The following is a 19,935-nucleotide window of genomic DNA, read 5'->3' as shown; positions in this document are numbered from 1 at the left end:
TTATATTTGAAATTGTATATATTATGCTTCATAAACTAAATAGCCAAACTTTAAAAATGAAAACATTAAAATATGTACTCGTTGTTGTTTTTTCATCTACATTTTTAATCTCCTGCGGTAATAAGGAAGAAAAAAAGAAAGCGGGTTTTACTTATGAAAAATCTTCAGAACAACCAATAACTAAGCCTAGCGAAGAAAACAATTTGCAAACAGTTGTAATTTCTGGAAACGACCAAATGCAATTTGATATATCAGAAATAAAAGTACAATCTGGTAAAAAAATAAAGTTAACACTTAGGCATAAAGGAAAAATGGGTGTTAATATTATGGGGCATAATTTTGTGCTACTAAAACAAGGCGTAAATGTTGCGGGTTTTGGAAGAAAGGCTGCTTCAGCAAAAGACAATCAATTTATTCCTAAAGATGCCGAAAACGATGTTATCGCCTTTACTAAAGTTATAGGTGGTGGCGAAACGACGTCAATTGAGTTCGATGCTCCTAAACCAGGAACGTACGACTTTATTTGTAGCTTTCCAGGTCATTATGCCTTGATGAAGGGTAAATTTATTGTCGAATAATCCTAAAAAGAAACATATATTATAATTTAAAGGTGATAATTTATTAAATTATTAATATATCATCACTTTTTTTGTAGAAAAGATAAAAAATGAAGAAAATAGCAGTTCTGCTCCTCGTTGGGTTAGCCATGTTAGGTTGTAAGGAAAAAGAATATACAGATATTATTTACGAAAAACCGGAAATAGTACCTGAAGCACCATCAACTTTTATGTCTCCAGAAGAGAGTATGGAAACATTTCACTTACCTAAAGGCTTTAAAGTAGAGCTTGTGGCTAGCGAACCTATGATAAATGAGCCGGTTACCATTGCTTGGGATGGAGATGGCCGTATGTATGTTGCTGAAATGAATACCTACATGCAAGATGTTGATGCTACAGCCGAAAATAAACCAATAAGTAAAATTAAATTACTAGAAGATTTAGATGGCGATGGTAAAATGGATAAAAGCACTGTTTTTATTGATAGTTTATTATTGCCAAGAATGATTCTACCTTTAAAAGATGAATTAATAGTAAACGAAACTTACACATACGATTTATGGAGTTATAAAGACACAGATGGCGATGGCGTTGCCGATAAAAAACAGCGTGTATATTTTAATCCAAATCGTCGTGGTGGAAATTTAGAGCACCAACAAAGTGGGCTAATTTGGAATTTAGATAATTGGGTTTACACAACTTATAACCCAATTCGTTTCAAATTTAAAAGTAATGGTGAAGTAGTTGTAGATTCTGTTGAAGTTATGCCACGCGGTCAATGGGGACTAACACAAGACGATTTAGGAATAATGTATTATGCTTCGGCGGGAAGTGAAAACCCCGGGTATGGGTTCCAGCAGCCTGCAATTTATGGCGATTATAATCCTAAAGGTAGATTTGCAGAAGGGTTTATTGAACCATGGCCAATAGTAGGAACACCAGATGTACAAGGAGGAACAAAACGCTTGCGTCCAGATAATACATTAAACCATTTTACTGGTGTTGCGGGACAAGAAATTTATCGAGGGCACAAATTACCACCATCAGTTTATGGTGATTTATTTATACCAGAACCTGTGGGTCGATTAGTTCGAAGAGCTAAAGTAAAAACCGATAGATTTGGTAAACGTGTACTCCACAATGCTTATGATCAAGCTGAATTTATGGCGTCAACCGATTTAAATTTTAGGCCAGTTCAAGCTAAAACAGGACCAGACGGAGCCTTGTATATTGTCGATATGTATCGTGGTATAATTCAAGAAGGAAATTGGACGCGTAAAGGAAGTTTTTTACGTCCAGTAATTGTGCGAAAAGGTCTTGATAAAAATATTGGTAAAGGTAGAATTTATAGAATTGTTCATGAAGATATTGAGCCAGATGAGAAACCTAGTTTAACCAATAAAAGTGCTTCAGAATTAATTGAATATTTAGGGCATAAAAATGGGTGGTATCGTAATACCGCACAAAAATTAATTATTTTAGAAGATGATAAATCTGTAATCCCTTTATTAAAGGAAATTGCTTTAGATAATACCTCTTTATTGGATGAATGGTTTGGTTCTGATAAAGATTTAGGATTGCAACGTGTTCATGCGCTTTGGACTTTAGAAGGTATGGATGTAATAGATAAATCGCTTTTGCAAGCAAAGTTGAAAGATGAAGATAAACGCGTTAGAATAACAGCAATTCGTTTATGCGAAAACTTATTTAAAGAAGGCGATATTGAAATTTTAGATGATTTAGAAGAATTAATTTACGATCCGTCGGTAGAGGTTGTAAACCAACTAGCTTTAAGTTTAAGGTATAGTAAATATAAAAAATCAACCGAAATTTTAAACACGCTAAAAGATCGATTTGCAGCAAACGAAATAATTACACATTCGGTTACCGAAAGTTTAAAGAAAGACGACTCTAAACTGGAGAAACTTAAAGAGCAAATTAAAGGTTATGGCACAGGAACTAAAAAAAGCATTCTTGCTGGTTACGATGCCTATAATCAATTGTGTATTACATGTCATGGCCCCGATTTAATGGGTGTTCCAATTGGTACCGATGGTTTAGTTGCACCACCATTAATTGGAAGTGCTCGAGTTAAAGGTGATGTTACTACACTAAGTAGAATATTATTACACGGTTTAATTGGTCCTATTGAAGGTAAAGAATATGGTATAATGATGCCTTTAAAAGATAATAGCGACCAATGGATTGCCGATGTTTTAACTTATGTAAGAGCTATGAATGGTGAAGGTGGTGTGCACCGAAAATATGTAAGTAATGCAAGAAGAAAAGCTGGTGATCGAGAAGATTATTGGACCATGGATGAGCTTATGGATTTAGAGAAAAAAGAGAAATAGATCGTTTAAATTTGATATATTTTATAGTTAGTAAAAAAAAACACCTAAGGCATTTGTCTTAGGTGTTTTTGTTTTTTTACTAAGTATGTTCTAATTAAAAAACATAATTTAATTGAAGCATCGTAGCGCGTGGTAAAATAGGCACTACTACAAAACTCGCGTCTGGGTTAGCTTCAATATATTCTTGTGTGGCGCCATTGGCATTTGCTCCAAAGGTGTTTGCCCCAAAAAAGTTAGCTAATCCTTCCGAATTAAAAATGTTGCTTGCTAGTAAATTGGCTGATAAATTTTTGTTTATTTTATAACCAATACCGGCGTTAAACGTACTGTAAGGGTCTAATTGAAAGGCATTGGCAACATTACCTTCGCGTTTACCCATGTATTGCCATTTTATAAAAGATGAGAATTTATTTTTATTAAATTCGGCCGATAAATTAAATAGCAGTTTAGGGTTAAAAGCAAGTTGGTTTCCAGAATAGTCGGTGGTGCTGTCGTCGCTGGTGTCTACAGTTCCTGCGGCATCATAAACAGTCCACTTACTAGCTTTTGGGTTTTGTAAAACACCGTTAAAACGAAATGCTAAAACATCAATTGGTGAATAAACACTTTCCCATTCTAATCCAATAGTTCTTGAGGTGTTATTTTGAATAGGTGTGTAAAAAATACTTCCGTTATCGCTATCAAATTCAAAATTTGTGCTTCCAATATTTTTCAATTCGCTCCAAAATAAAGTTGTTGTAAACGAGAAATCTTTCAAACTTGATTTTAGTCCAAGTTCTATTTGGGTGATATCTTGAATTTCACCTTTATCATTAATTGGCACATTAGAAAAATTATTGAAATAATAATTTAATTCAGGAGCTTTATGTCCTTTTGAAAAACGTCCAAATAAGGCCGCATCTTCATTTAACTTATAATTTAATCCACCAGAATACGATAAATAATTATAGGTGAAATTAAAAGCGTTGCGCTCGCCGGTTGGCTGTAAAATATTATTATCGTAAGCTGTAGTTTCGTCGCCGTCTAAACCGCCGGTTGCTGTATAAGGTTCAAACATGTCGTTGCTTCCTTTGTGTTTTATGCTTTCAAAGCGTAATCCTAAATCTAAAAGTAGCTTGTTTGAAATTTTCCATTGGTCGTTAGCAAAAACAGCAATTTGACTAACATCGGCTCTACTATTCGTAAAAAATAAACCGCCATAGTTGCTTACACCATATTCATCAGACAAATAAAGGACATCATCTCCAGGATTTTCTAAAGTAACTTGTAGCATTCTTGGATTGTTTTCGTAGGTTGAAAACGCAAAACTTCCTTGTGTAAATACCGACGTGTCCGAAAAACCAGAAGCCAAACCAAAGTTTAAATCGTGATCGCTAAATTCTTTTCTAAAATTAAGTTGTTGCATAATTTCGTTAGCATCGTTGTCTTTATACCACGTTGAGGTTCCCATTACGGCATCGTTTGGTAGAGCACCACTAATGTATTGCGAACCAGTGCCGGCAAAAATTCCGCTGTTATTAATGGTTGCTAATTCGTTTCCAGTGTTGGCGTCTTTAAAAACAATTTGTCCAACAGGAAAAGGATTGCCATTACTTACTAAATAATAAACCGTAGGATCGCTAATTGATACAAAAGCATTACTAATTGAAGTTTGCCAATTTGCATCTTTAAATGAGAGCTTAATATTGTTTTTAACCGACCAATTATTACCTAAATCTTGCAGAAAATCGAAGCCAACAGCTAAATCTTTAGCATGAGCCCCTTGTGAGGGATCGAAACTGTTGGTTGTGCTTAAATTCCTGCCATCTGGAATATTGGCATTAAACTCGGGCATCATTAAAGCAGTGTTGTTAAAATCGAAACCAAAAGTAGGTGTTGGGTCGTTCCAATTTGTAGCTGCAACGCCATTATATCGGTTGGTTTTGTCGTTTAAATATTTTCCGTAAAGCTTAAAATAGCCTCGAGAATTTTCTTTAATAAGGTTAAATTTAAATTGCCCACCTTTACTAAACGTAAAATCGGTATTTCTGGCGCCTTCGTTATGTCGGTAATGTCCTCCAGCGCTAAAGAACCAATTGTTGCCAAGGCCGCTAGTTACAAAGGCATCGGTTCTGTAAATAGGGTTGCCGTCGCCTTGAATTCCCGTTTGTGCTTGTATTTCGCCCGATAAGGTTGCGCTGTGTTTTTTCGATATAAAGTTGTAAATGCCTCCAGGAGCATTCATAGCGGTAATAGATGCGCTGCCACCTCGTAATGCTTCTACTTTTTGCGTTGTAATATCTGCTCTGTGAAATAAATCGGACCCATAATACGAGTGTTGCACTAAGCTAACGGGTAATCCGTCTTCTTGAAGAGAAACATAATACCAACCTAAATCATCTTCGGCTGCAGCCGAAATACCTCTCGTATAAACTCTTGTAAATACTTCGCCTGCTGAGGCATCGGCGAAAGTTCCAGGAATGTTTTGCAGTAAACTTGCTGTACCTTGAGGGGTAATTTGTTTAAATTCGCTAGTGTTTAAAGTACTAATAGAAGTACTAGATTCTAGTTGGGGTTTAGGGGTGAAATTACCAGTAACTACAACCGTATGAAGGTTAAGTAAATCCGGGTTTAAAGTATAATTTTTTGTGAAATTTTCTGAAATATTTAAATCTTCAATAATGGTTTTGTAACCTAAATGAGAAATAGTAAGCGTGTAGTTGCCATCTGAAATATTTTCTAGTATAAATTCTCCATTAGAATCGGAAATAGTAAGGAGATTTGTATTTGATTTTAAAAGAATGGTAACACCTTCTAAAGGTGAGCTATTAGAGTCTAAAATAAGACCAGAAAATTTAGATTGAGATATTAATAAAAAGGAATTTAAAGCAAAAATAAATGCAATTATCTTGGTTTTTAACATAAAAATAGAATAAAGTTGGTTTTAGTATTTTTCAAAAGTAAAAAATAAATTCACTTATATCTGTGCAGTTTTTTACAATGAAATTTTTTAAACATTAATGTTGATAAAATAACTAATTTGCTGCTGAATTAATTTTAATAAAAATGAAAGTCAAAATAAATACAAAGCAAAAAGTAATAAATGTTTTATTTTTTATAGTTTTTGTAATATTTGCTTTATTACAAATTAACGACCCAGATCCTGTGCTGTGGATTTTAATTTATGGGTTTGTATCTGTTTTGTTTTTATGCGCTAATTTTTACAAATTCCCAAAGTGGTTTATTGGTTTGGTTATAGTAGCGTTACTTGTTTATGGTAGCTTTTACTTTTCTAGTGTTATAGATTGGTTGCAAACCGAAAATAAAAACGAAATTTTTGGAGATATGGTTTATGAAAAACCATATCTAGAAGGTTCTAGAGAATTTTTAGGTGTATTTATTGCTGCGTTTGCTTTAGTTGTTTTGTTAAGGCAAACAAAATAAGTTGATATTTATTAGATGATTAACTAAATGTTAAGATTTTGTTTCTTAATATTTAAATAGCTATTTTGCACTAAATGTTTAAAATATTTCAGTGGAAATTAAAACGCAATGTATACAGCCCTATGAAGCCGATGGTATAGTTTACCATGCTGATACTTGTTTGCCTTTAATTGATGCTGCAAAACGAAAAAAAATAACATTTAAAGCACTTTCTAGATTAAGCTACCCCGGAGATGAATTAGATGAAAACACTATTGGCTTAAACAGTGTTGGCTATTGGGATGCCAACGAACCACAAGATTGGGGTTTAGATTGGCACAGAAATGAAGGTATTGAATTTCATTTTTTGGAATCGGGTACAATGCCATACGCTCAAGAAGGTAAAGAAGTAATTTTAGAGCCTAATTACTTAACCATTACACGCCCGTGGGAGGCTCATAAAGTAGGAAACCCGCATATTGGAATGGGTAAGTTTTATTGGGTAATTATAGATTTAGGCGTACGTCGTCCCCATCAAGAATGGGTTTGGCCAGATTGGATTACACTTACTCCAAAAGATTTAACGCGTTTAACAACTATCCTTAGAAAAAATAAAAAGTCTATTTTAAAAACGAATTCAAGCATTCGTGATTGCTTTTTAAGAATCCAAAAAACTATTAATTCCGATGTTAATGGTAGCAGTGCTTCTCGTTTAAGGTTATTAATTAATCATCTATTAATTCTGCTTCTCGATGTAATGAATGCAGAAAAAATAGAACTTGACGAATCGCTTACCGATAGTTCCAGAAGTGTGAAATTCTTTCTTAAAGAACTCGATAAAAATCTTTCGGAAAATTGGACTATCGAAGATATGGCACAATCTGCAGGTGTTGGCGTTACACGTTTTACATTTCATTGTAAACAATTAACTAATTTAACACCTATGCGCTATTTAACCATGAAGCGTTTAGGGTTGTCTAAACAACTTTTAATCGAAAATGCAGAGTTGTCTATTGCAGAAGTGTCTTATATGAGTGGTTTTGCTACAAGCCAGTACTTTGCTACAGTTTTTAAAAAATACGAAAAGTGTTCGCCTAACGAATTTCGTTTAAAACACAACCTAAATAATTTGCAAGTTTCTTAAAATTAACTTGTTTAATTTTTTTCAATGAATTAAAACGCACAGTGTTTTAGTAATTTTTATTTAATTTTCACAGAACTATCTTTCTAATTCTTGATTTTAATATTGGAATCACCACACCAATAAATACCATTTAGAAAGTTAGAATATACCAACTTAATTAAATAATTATGAAAAAAATTAACAAAAGCCGCCTCTTTTTGGCAAGTTGTTTAGCTTTAATTACTACGGCAATGACGTTTGCTATTCGTGCCAGATTAGAAACTGTATTTGGTCCAGAAGGTGTTGGACTTACACTTGAACAAATAGGATATGCCTTTACGCCAGCCTTTTTTGGCTTTACTCTAGCCATGATTTTTGGCGGACCATTAGTAGATTTTTTGGGTATAAAAAAAATAACGTGGATGGCGTTTATAGCACATTCCATAGGTATTGTTTGGACCATAATGGCAGATTCTATGACTTCCTTATTTCTAGCAACATTATTTGTGGGTATTGGAAATGGTATGGTTGAAGCGGCACTAAACCCGTTGGTAGCCTCAATGTATTCTACAGAAAAAACAAAAATGTTAAATCGTTTTCATGTTTGGTTTCCTGGAGGCATTGTAATTGGCTCAATTGTAGGTTGGCTAGTTATGGATGTTTTAGGTTTAAGCTGGCAAATTATGGTTGCAACACTTTTTATTCCAGTAATTATTTACGGCGTTATGTTTTTAGGACAAAGTTTTCCAGTAACCGAACGTGTACAAATGGGAATTACTAATAAACAAATGTTTTCAAGTTTAGGAAAACCGCTGTTTATTTTTATGGTGTTTTGTATGTTTTTAACAGCAGCATCCGAGTTAGGAACTACGCAACGCATTGAATCACTCTTAAAAGAATCGGTAGCAGTACCATTATTAGTACTCGCTTTTATTAACGGTATTATGGCATTAGGGCGTTTATTTGCAGGTCCGGTAGCACACAAATTAAAACCATCGGGCATGTTGTTGTACTCGGCAATATTTACATTTATAGGCTTGTGGTTGTTAACCATAACCAGTGGAGGAATGACCTTTGTAGCTGCAGCAGTATTTGCAATTGGTGTTACCTTCTTTTGGCCAACCATGATAAGTTTTGTAGCAGAATATTTACCAGAAACCGGAGCGCTTGGGCTATCTATTATGGGTGGTGCTGGTATGTTTTCGGTATCGTTGGTTTTACCAATTATGGGAAGTTTAATGGATAATGCTAGTGCGGGCGAAGCGTTACGAACCATGTCTGTTTTACCAGCAATTTTAATTGTGGCCTTTTTTGGGTTGAATATGTATATGAATAAAAGAAAACAAAAAGCATAAAGTTAGCATGAATAGAAAATTAAGAATGGGAATGATTGGCGGAGGAACGGGCTCATTTATTGGCGATGTTCACCGAAAAGCTTCCGGAATTGATGGCATGATCGAGTTAGTTTGTGGTGCATTTAGTAGTACCGCCGAAAAATCGATTAGCTCAGGGAAAGCGTTGTTTCTTCCTGAAGATCGTTGTTATGGCTCTTTTGAAGAAATGATTTTAAAAGAAAAAGAACTTCCTGAAGGCGAGCGCATGGACTTTGTGTCTATTGTTACTCCAAATCATATGCACTTTCCTCCAGCTAAAATGGCTTTGGAACATGGTTTTCATGTGGTAAGCGATAAACCAATGACGCTTACTTTAGATGAAGCTATAGAGCTAGAAAAAATAGTAGAAAAAACGGGTAAGCTTTTTGCTTTAACACATAATTACACCGGGCACCCAATGGTAAAGCAAGCTAAGGCTTTGGTCGATCATGGTGATATTGGTACTATTAGAAAAGTGCAAGTACAGTATTTACAAGGTTGGCTATCTACAGCTGTTGAAAAAACTGGACAGAAGCAAGCGTCATGGCGTGTAGACCCGAAACGATCGGGTATTGGTGGCGCCTTAGGCGATATTGGTACGCATGCCGAAAATTTAGTGGAATATATTACCGGACTTAAAATTGATGAATTAGCTGCCGATTTAGGTGTTTTTGGTGAAGGAAGAACGCTTGATGATGATGGCAATGTATTACTTCGTATGGAAAATGGCGCAAAAGGAACGATGTCGTTTTCGCAAATTGCTTTAGGTGAAGAAAATAACCTAGCGATTAAAGTGTATGGCGATAAAGGAAGTTTGGAATGGCATCAAGAAAATCCAAACCAATTAATTACACATTGGTTGGAAGAACCTGTGAAAATTTACACGCCAAATGGTAATAATTTATACGATGAAGCTTTAAACGTTTCACGAATTCCTGCTGGACATCCAGAAGGTTATTTAGAAGCTTTTGCAACCATTTACAAAAATTTTGCTACGCATTTAATGGCTGTTTTAAATGGTAAAACTATTGATAAACCAGATTATCCAACGGCTAAAGATGGCGTTCGCGGTATGCAATTTATTTATGCGGCTGTTGCAAGTGATAAGAATAACGCCGCTTGGGAAAAAGTAGATTAAATAAACAAATAGTTGGCAGATGTGCCCGCGTTAGGGATTGAAGCGGCATCCTTTTTTATGTCAGTTCGAGTGTTTTGTGAAGCATGAGCAAAATGTATCGAGAACCAATAAAAAAGACCTGCCTGCCGGCAGGCAGGTATAGCGCAAAGCCCGACCCTTGTGGTAACGCCAAAATAAAAAATATAAAAAAATGAATACAATAAAAGGACCGGCTGTTTTTTTAGCACAATTTGCAGGAAGCGAAGCACCGTTTAATAGTTTAGATGGGATGTGTAAATGGGCTTCGGATTTAGGATACAAAGGCATACAAATTCCTACTTGGGAAGCCAGTTTAATTGATATTGAAAAAGCTGCCGAAAGCGAAACTTATTGCGATGAATTGAAAGGAAAAGTGCAGTCGTACGGACTGGAAATAACCGAATTATCGACGCATTTACAAGGGCAGTTGGTAGCGGTGCATCCAGCATACGATACGATGTTTGATGGTTTTGCGCCAGAACATGTTCGTGGAAACCCGAAAGCTAGAACCGAATGGGCAATAGATTTTGTGAAAAAATGTGGAACGGCTAGCGGACGATTAGGATTAAAATCGCACGCCAGTTTTTCTGGAGCTTTATTATGGCAAACTGTGTATCCATGGCCACAACGCCCTGCGGGATTAGTGGAGTTAGGGTTTAAAGAATTAGCTAACCGATGGTTGCCTATTTTAAATCATTTTGATGAGCATGGGGTTGATGTGTGTTACGAATTACACCCGGGTGAAGATTTACACGATGGCATTACTTTCGAGCGTTTTTTAGAAGCTACCAACAACCATACTAGGGCTAATATTTTATACGATCCGAGTCATTTTGTGCTACAACAACTCGATTATTTAACGTTTATAGATTATTACCACGAGCGCATTAAGGCGTTTCATGTTAAGGATGCTGAGTTTAATTCTAGTGGAAAACAAGGTGTTTATGGTGGTTATGCCGATTGGAAAGATCGTGCAGGACGTTTTAGAAGTTTAGGTGACGGACAGGTAGATTTTAAAGGCATTTTTACTAAACTAACAAAGTATAATTGTGATGTTTGGGCAGTTATGGAATGGGAATGTTGTATAAAATCGTCGGAACAAGGAGCAAGAGAAGGTGCGCCATTTATTAAAAAACATATTATTGAAGCGGCAACACGTAGTTTTGATGATTTTGCTGGCGGCGATATTGATGAAGATTATTTAAAGCGTGTTTTAGGGATTTAAGAAAGTAACTTTATGATTAAAAGAATTGTTTTTATACTGTTTGTAGTATCTGTTTTTGCAAATGGTTATAGCATTAATGATAAAAGAAAAAAAATTAAAGTTCTAATTGTAGATGGGCAAAATAACCATAATGTTTGGCCAAAATCTACCATTATGATGAAGCAATATTTAGAAGAAACAGGTTTGTTTAAGGTCGATATTGCAAGAACAAAATATTTAAATAAAAGCGAGCGATTTAAAGATTGGTTGGGTTATGCAAAACGCGTTCCCGATGGTGTAGAAGGAAAACCTAAAACCGATCCAGATTTTAAGCCAAAATTTAAAAAATACGATGTGGTAATTTCCAATTTTGGTTGGCAAGCAGCATCATGGCCAGAAGAAACAAAACAGGCTTTTGAAACTTATGTAAAAAATGGAGGCGGTTTTATAAGTGTGCACGCTGCCGATAATAGTTTTCCTAAATGGAAAGCCTACAACGATATGATTGCCGTTGGTGGTTGGGGAGGAAGAACCGAAAAAGATGGCCCATATTTATATGTAGATAAGGATAATAAAGTAAAAAGAGATTACAGCCCAGGTAAAGGTGGTACACATGGAAAAAGAGAGGCTTTCCCAATAACTATTTATAATACAGAACATCCAATTACCCAAGGTATGCCTAAAGTTTGGATGCACGCCGAAGATGAGTGTTATGCTTTTTTAAGAGGTCCAGCGAAAAATGTTGATATTCTAGCAACGGCTGTGTCAACTAAAAAGAAACCTGAATTGGAACAAAAAGAACCTGTGGTAATGGTTATAAATTATGGTAAGGGACGTGTTTTTCATACGCCTTTGGGACACGACGTAGAAGCCTTTGAATGTGTTGGGTTTATTACCTTGCTAAAACGTGGCGCCGAATGGGCTGCAACTGGCAAAGTGTCTCAAACCGAAATACCAACTGATTTTCCAACCGAAACCGAGGTGTCTAGCAGAAATTTCGAACTAAAAAATTAAAATTAATTCAATTTAGATTAGTTATTGAATTAATTAAAGCCTCTAAAAATGTGTGTGTTATATGTTTTGGAGGCTTTTTTATTGAAAATAGAGTGGTTTTTGGCTTAAAACGTAAAAGAAAAATTAATGTTATTGTTTACTTTTTAAGAATACGTTAATTCATGATTAACTAAATTTAAAATCTGTTTATTTTTAAATTATTTAGTTGCGTAATTCATAATTAGTTGTACATTTGCCACTCATATTAACGAAAGGGGCTCACGCCGACGATTTAGAGTTAATAGTAAAGATAGTTATTCAGTGAAAACAGGAAACAACATATCTCTTATCTCTTTTGTTCTAGTAAATTTTACTAGAGCGGTTGTTGTGCGTTTTCCACATACACGCCCCTAGGGGCTATTCTGTTTAAGAAAGCATTCGCTGCTTTCAATTTTCGTTATTATTTAGAGTAAAATTTTAAAAGTCGAAAGCTTTTATTTTCATTAACGTGCATTTTGCACTAGGTTTAATTATTACTGAAAATGGAAACCGTATTGGACGTTGAAAAAAATATTATTATTGAAGAAGCCAAAGCCTATTGTGAGTTACAAGGCTTACAGGTTGTATTCACGCACGACATTACACATGCGCAGCTGCAAATTATTTCAGAAAGAACTAAAAATCAAGCGGCGATGTATCATGCCAACGTGGGTATGTTGCTAGATCGTTTAAAAAACGGATGCTATCTTATAGTTAAAGATGGTGAAATTTTTGGTCATATCTTTGCGCACAAACATGTAGTTGGTAAATTTTCGGTTTACGAACGTTCTTCGCTTTGGGTTCACGAGAAATATCGTAACCATAACCTAGGTTTGTTGTTAATGGATTTGTTAACAAAGCACTTTAATAAAAACTTCCTTATTTCAATTGCTCAGGGTGCAACAGTGCATCATAATAATGAGTTGTTAGGAATGAAATATATAACTTTAAAAGATTTATCTCCAGTTTTAATTGAGGTTTTAGAAAAGTTAGGAAAATTAAGAGATGAGCTTAAATATAAGTATTATGTAAATGCTTATTTCGAGTCTAAAATTGGTCAGTTTAATAAAATTCTCAAAACTAAAATAGTAGAGTAAAAAGTGTACTCGGCTTTTAAAAATTCTATTAGTAAAATAAATTATTCAGATACAAAAAAACAATAAAAATAAACACATGAAAAAATTAGTAATAGCCTACAGTGGTGGTTTAGATACATCGTATTGTGCCGTAAGTCTATCAAAAGAATACGAAGTACATGCCGTTAGTGTTAATACTGGTGGTTTTACAACAGAAGAAGTTAATAAAATTGAAGAAAACGCCTATAAAATGGGGGTTACCACTTATAAAAATATTGATGCTGTACCAACATTTTATAGCAAAGTGGTTAAGTATTTAATATTTGGTAATGTGTTAAAAAACAATACTTATCCGTTATCGGTAAGTGCAGAGCGTATTATTCAAGCTATCGAAATTATAGAATACGCAAAAAGTATAGATGCAGAATATATTGCTCACGGTAGTACTGGAGCAGGAAACGACCAAGTGCGTTTCGATATGATTTTTCAAACCTTAGCACCAGGTATAAAAATTATTACACCTATAAGGGATAAAAAATTATCAAGACAAGAAGAAATTGAGTATTTAAAGGCAAATGGAATTGACATGTCTTGGGAAAAAGCCCAATACTCCGTTAATAAAGGACTTTGGGGAACTAGTGTAGGTGGCGCAGAGACCTTAACATCTGAAAAACCTTTACCAAGCGAAGCATATCCGTCGCAATTACAAAAAGAAGGTGAAGAAAAAGTGACTTTAACTTTCGAGAAAGGCGAGTTTGTGGCTTTAAATGGTGAAGCAAACGCTCCTGAAGTAAATATTGAAAAATTGAATACTATAGCTTCAGCCTATGCTATTGGTAGAGATATTCACGTAGGCGATACTATTGTCGGTATAAAAGGTCGCGTTGGTTTTGAAGCTGCTGCAGCTTTAATTACTGTAAAAGCACATCATTTATTAGAAAAACATACACTTACAAAGTGGCAATTACAACATAAAGATTATTTGTCTAATTTTTACGGCATGCATTTACACGAAGGACAATATTTAGATCCTGTTATGCGTGATATGGAAGCTTTTTTACAAAGTAGCCAAGATAAAGTTTCGGGCGATGTAACGGTAACATTAAAGCCTTATCATTTTACATTAGACGGTATTAAGTCGAAACACGATTTAATGAGTGCTAAATTTGGAAGCTACGGCGAAGAAAATAAAGGTTGGACTGCCGATGAGGCCAAAGGATTTATTAAAATAGTTGGTAACCAAAATAAAATTTATCAACAGGTAAATAATTAAGGTTGATTTGCCGAATCGTTTAAGCGGTTATACAAGTAAACATTTAAACAGTTAACCGAATAAACAATTACACATTAAGTACATGAAAAAAATACAAGTAGGAATTATAGGTGGTGCCGGTTATACAGCTGGTGAATTAATAAGATTATTGGTAAATCACCCAGAAGCCGAAATAGATTTTGTTTACAGCACCAGTAATGCTGGAAACCAAATAAGTAAAATTCATCAAGATTTAGTTGGAAGTTTATACCGAGTGTTTACAGATACGGTTAACCCAAATGTAGATGTGTTATTTTTATGTTTAGGGCATGGTAATTCGGTTAAGTTTTTATCGAGTCATACCTTTTCTGAAAACACTAAAATTATAGATTTAGGTAACGATTTTAGATTAGAAGCTGATAAGGTTTTTGAAGGTAAAACCTTTGTTTACGGTTTGCCTGAATTAAATAAAACGGCTATTGAATCGGCTAATTATATTGCAAATCCGGGTTGTTTTGCAACAGCAATTCAATTAGGTTTATTGCCACTTGCTGATGCTAATTTTTTACAAAACGATGTGTATATTAATGCTGTAACTGGTGCTACTGGTGCAGGAACTTCGTTGTCTGCAACGACGCATTATACGTGGCGCGATAATAACTTTTCGTATTACAAACCATTTACGCATCAGCATTTAGGAGAAATTAATCAGTCGGTTAAGCAATTGCAAGATAGTTTTGCTTCAGAAATTAATTTTATGCCTAACCGCGGTAATTTTTCTAGAGGGATTTTTGCAACACTTTATACAAAGTTTGAAGGAACAGTAGATGATGCTAAAAACTTGTATCAAAATTTTTATGATAGCGCTAAGTTTACTTTTGTAAGCGACGATTTTTTACACCTGAAACAAGTTGTAAATACCAATAAATGTTTAGTGCATTTACATAAGCATGAAGATAAATTATTAATAACAAGTATTATTGATAATTTATTAAAAGGTGCATCTGGACAGGCTGTACAAAACATGAATTTAATGTTTGGTTTAGAAGAAACAACAGGTTTAGGATTAAAAGGAACGTATTTTTAGACATGCTGCTATGCTGAATTTTTGGTTTCAGTGTTTCAGTATCACATAACAGTGGTGCGTTAGCGATTGCAGCGGCATCCTTTTTTATGTTAGTTCGAGTGTTTTGTGAAGTATGAGCAAAATGTATCGAGAACCAATAAAAAAGATATAGCGGAAAGCGCGACCCCTTGGGGGTAACGCCATAAAATAAATTTTTAAAATTATGAAAATAGCCATTATTGGAACGGGTAATTTAGGTAGTTCAATTGCCAAAGGACTTATAAAAAACAAATCGTTTACATCGTTGTATTTAAGCGATAAAAATACGGCTGCTGTTCAAGCTTTTTATAAGGAAGATTATGTAACTATTACTAGCGATAATGCTGAGGCTGTTAAAAAATCGGATGTTGTAATTTTTGCATTACAACCAAGGCATATTGAAGCTGTGATGGAAAGTGTTGCCAAGTGTATTAAAAAGCATCATGTAATCATGTCGGTTGCTGCTGGATTTGAAATTTCTAAAATTGAAAGCCTTATTGGAGCCGATAAAAATATTATCCGCGTTATGCCAAATACGGCGATTTCAATTGGAAAATCTATGACCTGTTTAGCTGCGAATGATAAAGGCGAGGAAAAAATTGAATTGGCAAAAAAAATATTTAACCAGTTAGGGGCAACTATGGTAATTCCTGAAGAACAAATACAGGCAGCAACTGTAATTTGTGCGAGTGGTATTGCATTCTGGATGCGACTTATTCGCGCTACAACCCAAGGCGCTATTCAGTTAGGTTTTGAGGCAGAAGAAGCTCACGAACTTGCGGTGCAAACTTGTTTTGGGTCGGCGAGTTTATTGCTGGAATCTGGCAAGCACCCAGAACAAGAAATAGATAGAGTTACCACACCAAGCGGTTGTACTATTGAAGGTTTAAACGCTATGGAACACCAAGGTTTAAGTTCGGCTTTAATACAAGGTATTGTCGCCTCTTTCGAAAAAATTAATCACCTAAAAAACAGTTAGTAGGTTTTGTTTAATAACCGATAACCAACAACAAAAAACAAACAACTAAAAGAACAAAGAAATGCCATTATTTGATGTGTATCCGTTATACAACGTAACGCCAGTGTCTGGAAAAGGCGCTTATGTTTACGACGATAACGGAACAGAATATTTAGATTTATACGGTGGTCATGCAGTAATTTCTATTGGTCATGCACACCCTAATTATACAAAAGCCATTACAGAGCAGGTTAATAAACTTGGGTTTTACTCTAACGCTATTCAAAACCCGTTGCAGGTTGAATTAGCAAATAAAATTGAAGCTTTATCTGGCTGTAAAGGTTACAACTTGTTTTTATGTAATTCTGGAGCCGAAGCAAACGAAAATGCTTTAAAATTGGCGTCGTTTAAAACAGGAAAAGAGCGTGTTGTGGCCTTTAAAAATGGATTTCACGGACGTACATCGGCGGCGGTTGCAGCTACCGATAATAAAAACATTATTGCGCCAATTAATGCCCAACAAAAGGTAACTATTTTAGAGCTTAACGATATTTTAGGCGTAAAAGCAGAACTTGAAAAAGGTGATGTTTGTGCTGTTATTATTGAGTTTATTCAAGGTGTTGGTGGTTTAGATCAAGCTACTGCAGATTTTTACGAACAAGTATTCGCGCTTTGTAAAGCTAATAACACCATGTTTATTGCCGATGAGGTGCAATCGGGCTACGGGCGTTCTGGTAAATTCTTTGCATTTCAGCATTACAATGTTACTCCAGATATTATTTCGATAGCTAAAGGTATGGGTAACGGTTTTCCAATTGGTGGCGTTTTAATTCACCCAGATATTGAGGCAAAATACGGTATGTTAGGTACTACTTTTGGCGGAAATCATTTGGCTTGCGCTGCAGGTTTATCGGTTTTAAATACTATTGAAGAAGAAGCGTTGATTGCTAATGTAAATGACATTTCTGAGTATTTTATTTCTGAAGCTAAAACCATTTCGCAAATAAAGAATATTAAAGGTCGCGGATTAATGCTTGGTTTAGAATTCGATTTTGAAGTAGGCGAATTAAGAAAAAAATTAATTTACGAACACCATATTTTTACTGGTGGTGCTTCAAATAAAAAATTACTTCGAATTTTACCGCCATTAAACATTACTAAGGCACAAATAGATGTCTTTTTTAAAGCCTTAAAAGAAGTACTTTAAAGTTTAACAAAACATTATAAATGCCTAATCGTTATTCAGTTTTAAAAATTGTACCATAAGGCAAACTATAAAAAAGAAAACACAATGAACACCTTACTATCTATTGAAAAAAGAAACGCCGTTTTATTGCGAATGGCAGAACTTTTAGAAGAAGAAAGGCAAGAAATTATTAACATTAATAAAACTGATTGCGACGCTTACAAAGGCGACGATATTTCGATGTTCGATCGTTTAAAAGTGAATGATGCCAAGGTTGATGAAATGATTAAATCTGCAAAGCATTTAGCATCGCAAGACGACCCAGTTGGTGTTGAACGCTTTAGCTTTAAGCACGAAAACGGCATGCAAATTTATAATAAAACGGCATCGTTTGGTACAGTTTTAATTATTTACGAATCGCGTCCAGATGTTACGGTTGAAGCTGCTGGAATTGCATTTAAATCGGGTAACAAAATTTTACTTAAAGGCGGTAAAGAATCTTTACGCTCTAACTTAAAAATTGTTGAGTTATGGCACCAAGCTTTAAAGGAAAATGAAGCGTCAACCGATTGGGTAGAGTATCTTCAGTTTAACAGAACCGAAACTCAAGCTTTTTTAGAAAATCCAACGCAACAACTCGATTTAATTGTACCTCGCGGTGGCGAACGCTTAATAGCATTTACAAAGGAACACGCTCGTTGTCCTGTTATTGTTAGTGGTCGTGGTAATAATTTTGTGTATGTGCATAAGGAAGCCGATTTAGATATAGCTATTGATGTTATCCTTAACGGAAAATCTAAAATTTCGGCATGTAACGCAGTCGATAAAGTTTTAATTGATGAAAACTTACCTAATAAAAACGAATTTGTTGCGCAATTAATTTCAAAATTAAACGAATCAAAAATTAAAGTTTTAGGCGATAATAAAATAGCACAAGCTAATAATTTAGAAGAAATTACTTCTGATGATATTTGGCATGAAGAATTTTTAGATTATAAAATTTTAATAGGTGAAATTGAGAATAATGAAGCAACCATCGCCATGATAAACAAATACTCTGGCGGGCATTCTTCATCTATCATCACAAAAAATGAAGCTGAAGCTAAAACCTTTATGGAAAATGTTGATACAGCAGCGGTGTATCACAACGCGTCAACGCGATTTACAGATGGCGGACAATTAGGTTTAGGTGGCGAATTAGCTATTAGTACAGATAAATTACACCAACGCGGACCAATAGGATTACAGCATTTAGTAACCAATAAATGGTACGTTCACGGTACTGGACAAACACGTTAAATTAAAGAAGTAACTGTAACACTAAGAATGTCACGCTGAGCGCAGTCGAAGTTAAAAATGGGAAAAAAGAAACGCATTTTACTAAAAATAGGATCTAACACGCTTACTAAAGAAACCGATAATTTATCTCGTGGAAAAATTGAAGATTTAGCAAATCAAATAGCAAAACTTCAAAAAGATTACGAGTTTGTAATTGTAAGTTCTGGCGCTATTGCAGTAGCAAAGCAATTTGTAAAGTTAGAAAGTAAGCAAGAAGATGTTTTTGTAAAACAGGCGCTAGCTTCTATCGGTCAGCCGCATTTAATTCGTATTTATCAAGAAATATTTAGAGAATATGGCTTGCTAACCTCGCAGTGTTTGCTGTCCTATTCCGATTTCGAAAAAGAAGAAAGCAAAGTAAATATTGTAAACACCATTAATGTATTGGTAAACAATAATTACATTCCTATTATAAATGAAAATGATACGGTTGCTACCGATGAAATTAAATTTGGCGATAACGATAAATTAGGCGCTTTAACAGCCTCGTTAATTGAAGCCGATTTGTTTATAATCGCAACAAATACAAACGGCATTTATACCAAAGCTTCTATGGAAAACGGAACGCCAGAAACCATTGCTTTGGTTGAAGATTTTGAAGATTTAAAAAACGAAGTTGTAAATTCTAAATCATCTCACGGTAGCGGTGGTATGCAATCTAAAATAGAAGCCGCTTCGGTAGCGAAACAATCAAATATAGAAACTTGGATTGTAAATGGACTTGAAGATAATTTTATAAAAAATGCCATTGAAAATAAAGTGTCATTTACTAAAGTAAAATAAAGAAATATGTAGCCTGCAAGACCGTTAAAGTCTTGT

The 19,935-nt window shown here is 34.8% G+C and carries 16 protein-coding genes; 15 read left to right on the top strand and 1 reads right to left on the bottom strand.

Annotated elements, in window-relative coordinates:
- Positions 1–56 precede the first annotated feature (56 nt).
- Positions 57–578 (top strand): azurin, encoded by a 522-nt coding sequence (gene azu, locus LG651_RS00455; protein ID WP_226694202.1) that lies wholly within the window; start codon positions 57–59, stop codon positions 576–578.
- Between the two features lie 89 nt (positions 579–667).
- Positions 668–2,911, top strand: coding sequence for a DUF7133 domain-containing protein (locus tag LG651_RS00450; RefSeq protein WP_226694201.1), 2,244 nt, complete (start codon positions 668–670; stop codon positions 2,909–2,911).
- A 94-nt stretch (positions 2,912–3,005) separates the two neighbouring features.
- Here the strand turns inward: LG651_RS00450 and LG651_RS00445 are convergent, their stop codons facing one another.
- On the bottom strand, positions 3,006–5,813 hold the full coding sequence (locus LG651_RS00445) for a TonB-dependent receptor (RefSeq protein WP_226694200.1): 2,808 nt from the start codon (positions 5,811–5,813) through the stop codon (positions 3,006–3,008).
- Positions 5,814–5,956: 143 nt separating this feature from the next.
- On the opposite strand from LG651_RS00445, the gene LG651_RS00440 reads away from it, so the two are divergent.
- From LG651_RS00440 to proB, 13 genes are all read left to right on the top strand, one after another.
- A complete protein-coding gene (locus tag LG651_RS00440) occupies positions 5,957–6,334 on the top strand; it encodes a transmembrane 220 family protein (RefSeq protein ID WP_226694199.1) in 378 nt (125 codons plus the stop codon).
- A gap of 91 nt (positions 6,335–6,425) precedes the next feature.
- Positions 6,426–7,457, top strand: a complete 1,032-nt coding sequence (locus LG651_RS00435; RefSeq protein WP_226694198.1) for an AraC family transcriptional regulator — start codon at positions 6,426–6,428, stop codon at positions 7,455–7,457.
- A gap of 167 nt (positions 7,458–7,624) precedes the next feature.
- On the top strand, positions 7,625–8,791 hold the full coding sequence (locus tag LG651_RS00430) for an MFS transporter (RefSeq protein WP_226694197.1): 1,167 nt from the start codon (positions 7,625–7,627) through the stop codon (positions 8,789–8,791).
- 7 nt (positions 8,792–8,798) lie between these two features.
- Positions 8,799–9,947, top strand: coding sequence for a Gfo/Idh/MocA family protein (locus tag LG651_RS00425; RefSeq protein ID WP_226694196.1), 1,149 nt, complete (start codon positions 8,799–8,801; stop codon positions 9,945–9,947).
- Between the two features lie 190 nt (positions 9,948–10,137).
- Positions 10,138–11,190, top strand: a complete 1,053-nt coding sequence (locus tag LG651_RS00420; protein WP_226694195.1) for a sugar phosphate isomerase/epimerase family protein — start codon at positions 10,138–10,140, stop codon at positions 11,188–11,190.
- Between the two features lie 12 nt (positions 11,191–11,202).
- Positions 11,203–12,183 (top strand): ThuA domain-containing protein, encoded by a 981-nt coding sequence (locus LG651_RS00415; RefSeq protein WP_226694194.1) that lies wholly within the window; start codon positions 11,203–11,205, stop codon positions 12,181–12,183.
- A gap of 521 nt (positions 12,184–12,704) precedes the next feature.
- The gene (locus LG651_RS00410; RefSeq protein ID WP_226694193.1) at positions 12,705–13,298 is read left to right on the top strand and encodes a GNAT family N-acetyltransferase; all 594 of its coding nucleotides are present in this window, start codon (positions 12,705–12,707) and stop codon (positions 13,296–13,298) included.
- 76 nt (positions 13,299–13,374) lie between these two features.
- The gene (locus LG651_RS00405; RefSeq protein ID WP_226694192.1) at positions 13,375–14,550 is read left to right on the top strand and encodes an argininosuccinate synthase; all 1,176 of its coding nucleotides are present in this window, start codon (positions 13,375–13,377) and stop codon (positions 14,548–14,550) included.
- An 82-nt stretch (positions 14,551–14,632) separates the two neighbouring features.
- The gene (gene argC, locus LG651_RS00400; protein WP_226694191.1) at positions 14,633–15,616 is read left to right on the top strand and encodes an N-acetyl-gamma-glutamyl-phosphate reductase; all 984 of its coding nucleotides are present in this window, start codon (positions 14,633–14,635) and stop codon (positions 15,614–15,616) included.
- A 202-nt stretch (positions 15,617–15,818) separates the two neighbouring features.
- On the top strand, positions 15,819–16,613 hold the full coding sequence (proC, locus tag LG651_RS00395; protein WP_226694190.1) for a pyrroline-5-carboxylate reductase: 795 nt from the start codon (positions 15,819–15,821) through the stop codon (positions 16,611–16,613).
- Between the two features lie 61 nt (positions 16,614–16,674).
- Positions 16,675–17,799, top strand: coding sequence for an aspartate aminotransferase family protein (locus tag LG651_RS00390; RefSeq protein WP_226694189.1), 1,125 nt, complete (start codon positions 16,675–16,677; stop codon positions 17,797–17,799).
- 84 nt (positions 17,800–17,883) lie between these two features.
- The gene (locus LG651_RS00385) at positions 17,884–19,077 is read left to right on the top strand and encodes a glutamate-5-semialdehyde dehydrogenase (RefSeq protein WP_226694188.1); all 1,194 of its coding nucleotides are present in this window, start codon (positions 17,884–17,886) and stop codon (positions 19,075–19,077) included.
- Positions 19,078–19,134: 57 nt separating this feature from the next.
- Complete coding sequence (gene proB / locus LG651_RS00380; protein WP_226694187.1) at positions 19,135–19,899, top strand: glutamate 5-kinase; 765 nt, start codon at positions 19,135–19,137, stop codon at positions 19,897–19,899.
- The last annotated feature ends 36 nt before the right edge of the window (positions 19,900–19,935 follow it).

It is taken from the genome of Neotamlana sargassicola (assembly GCF_020523965.1).
Taxonomy (GTDB): Bacteria; Bacteroidota; Bacteroidia; order Flavobacteriales; family Flavobacteriaceae; genus Neotamlana; species Neotamlana sargassicola.
This window is presented reverse-complemented; position numbering and strand designations above follow the sequence as displayed.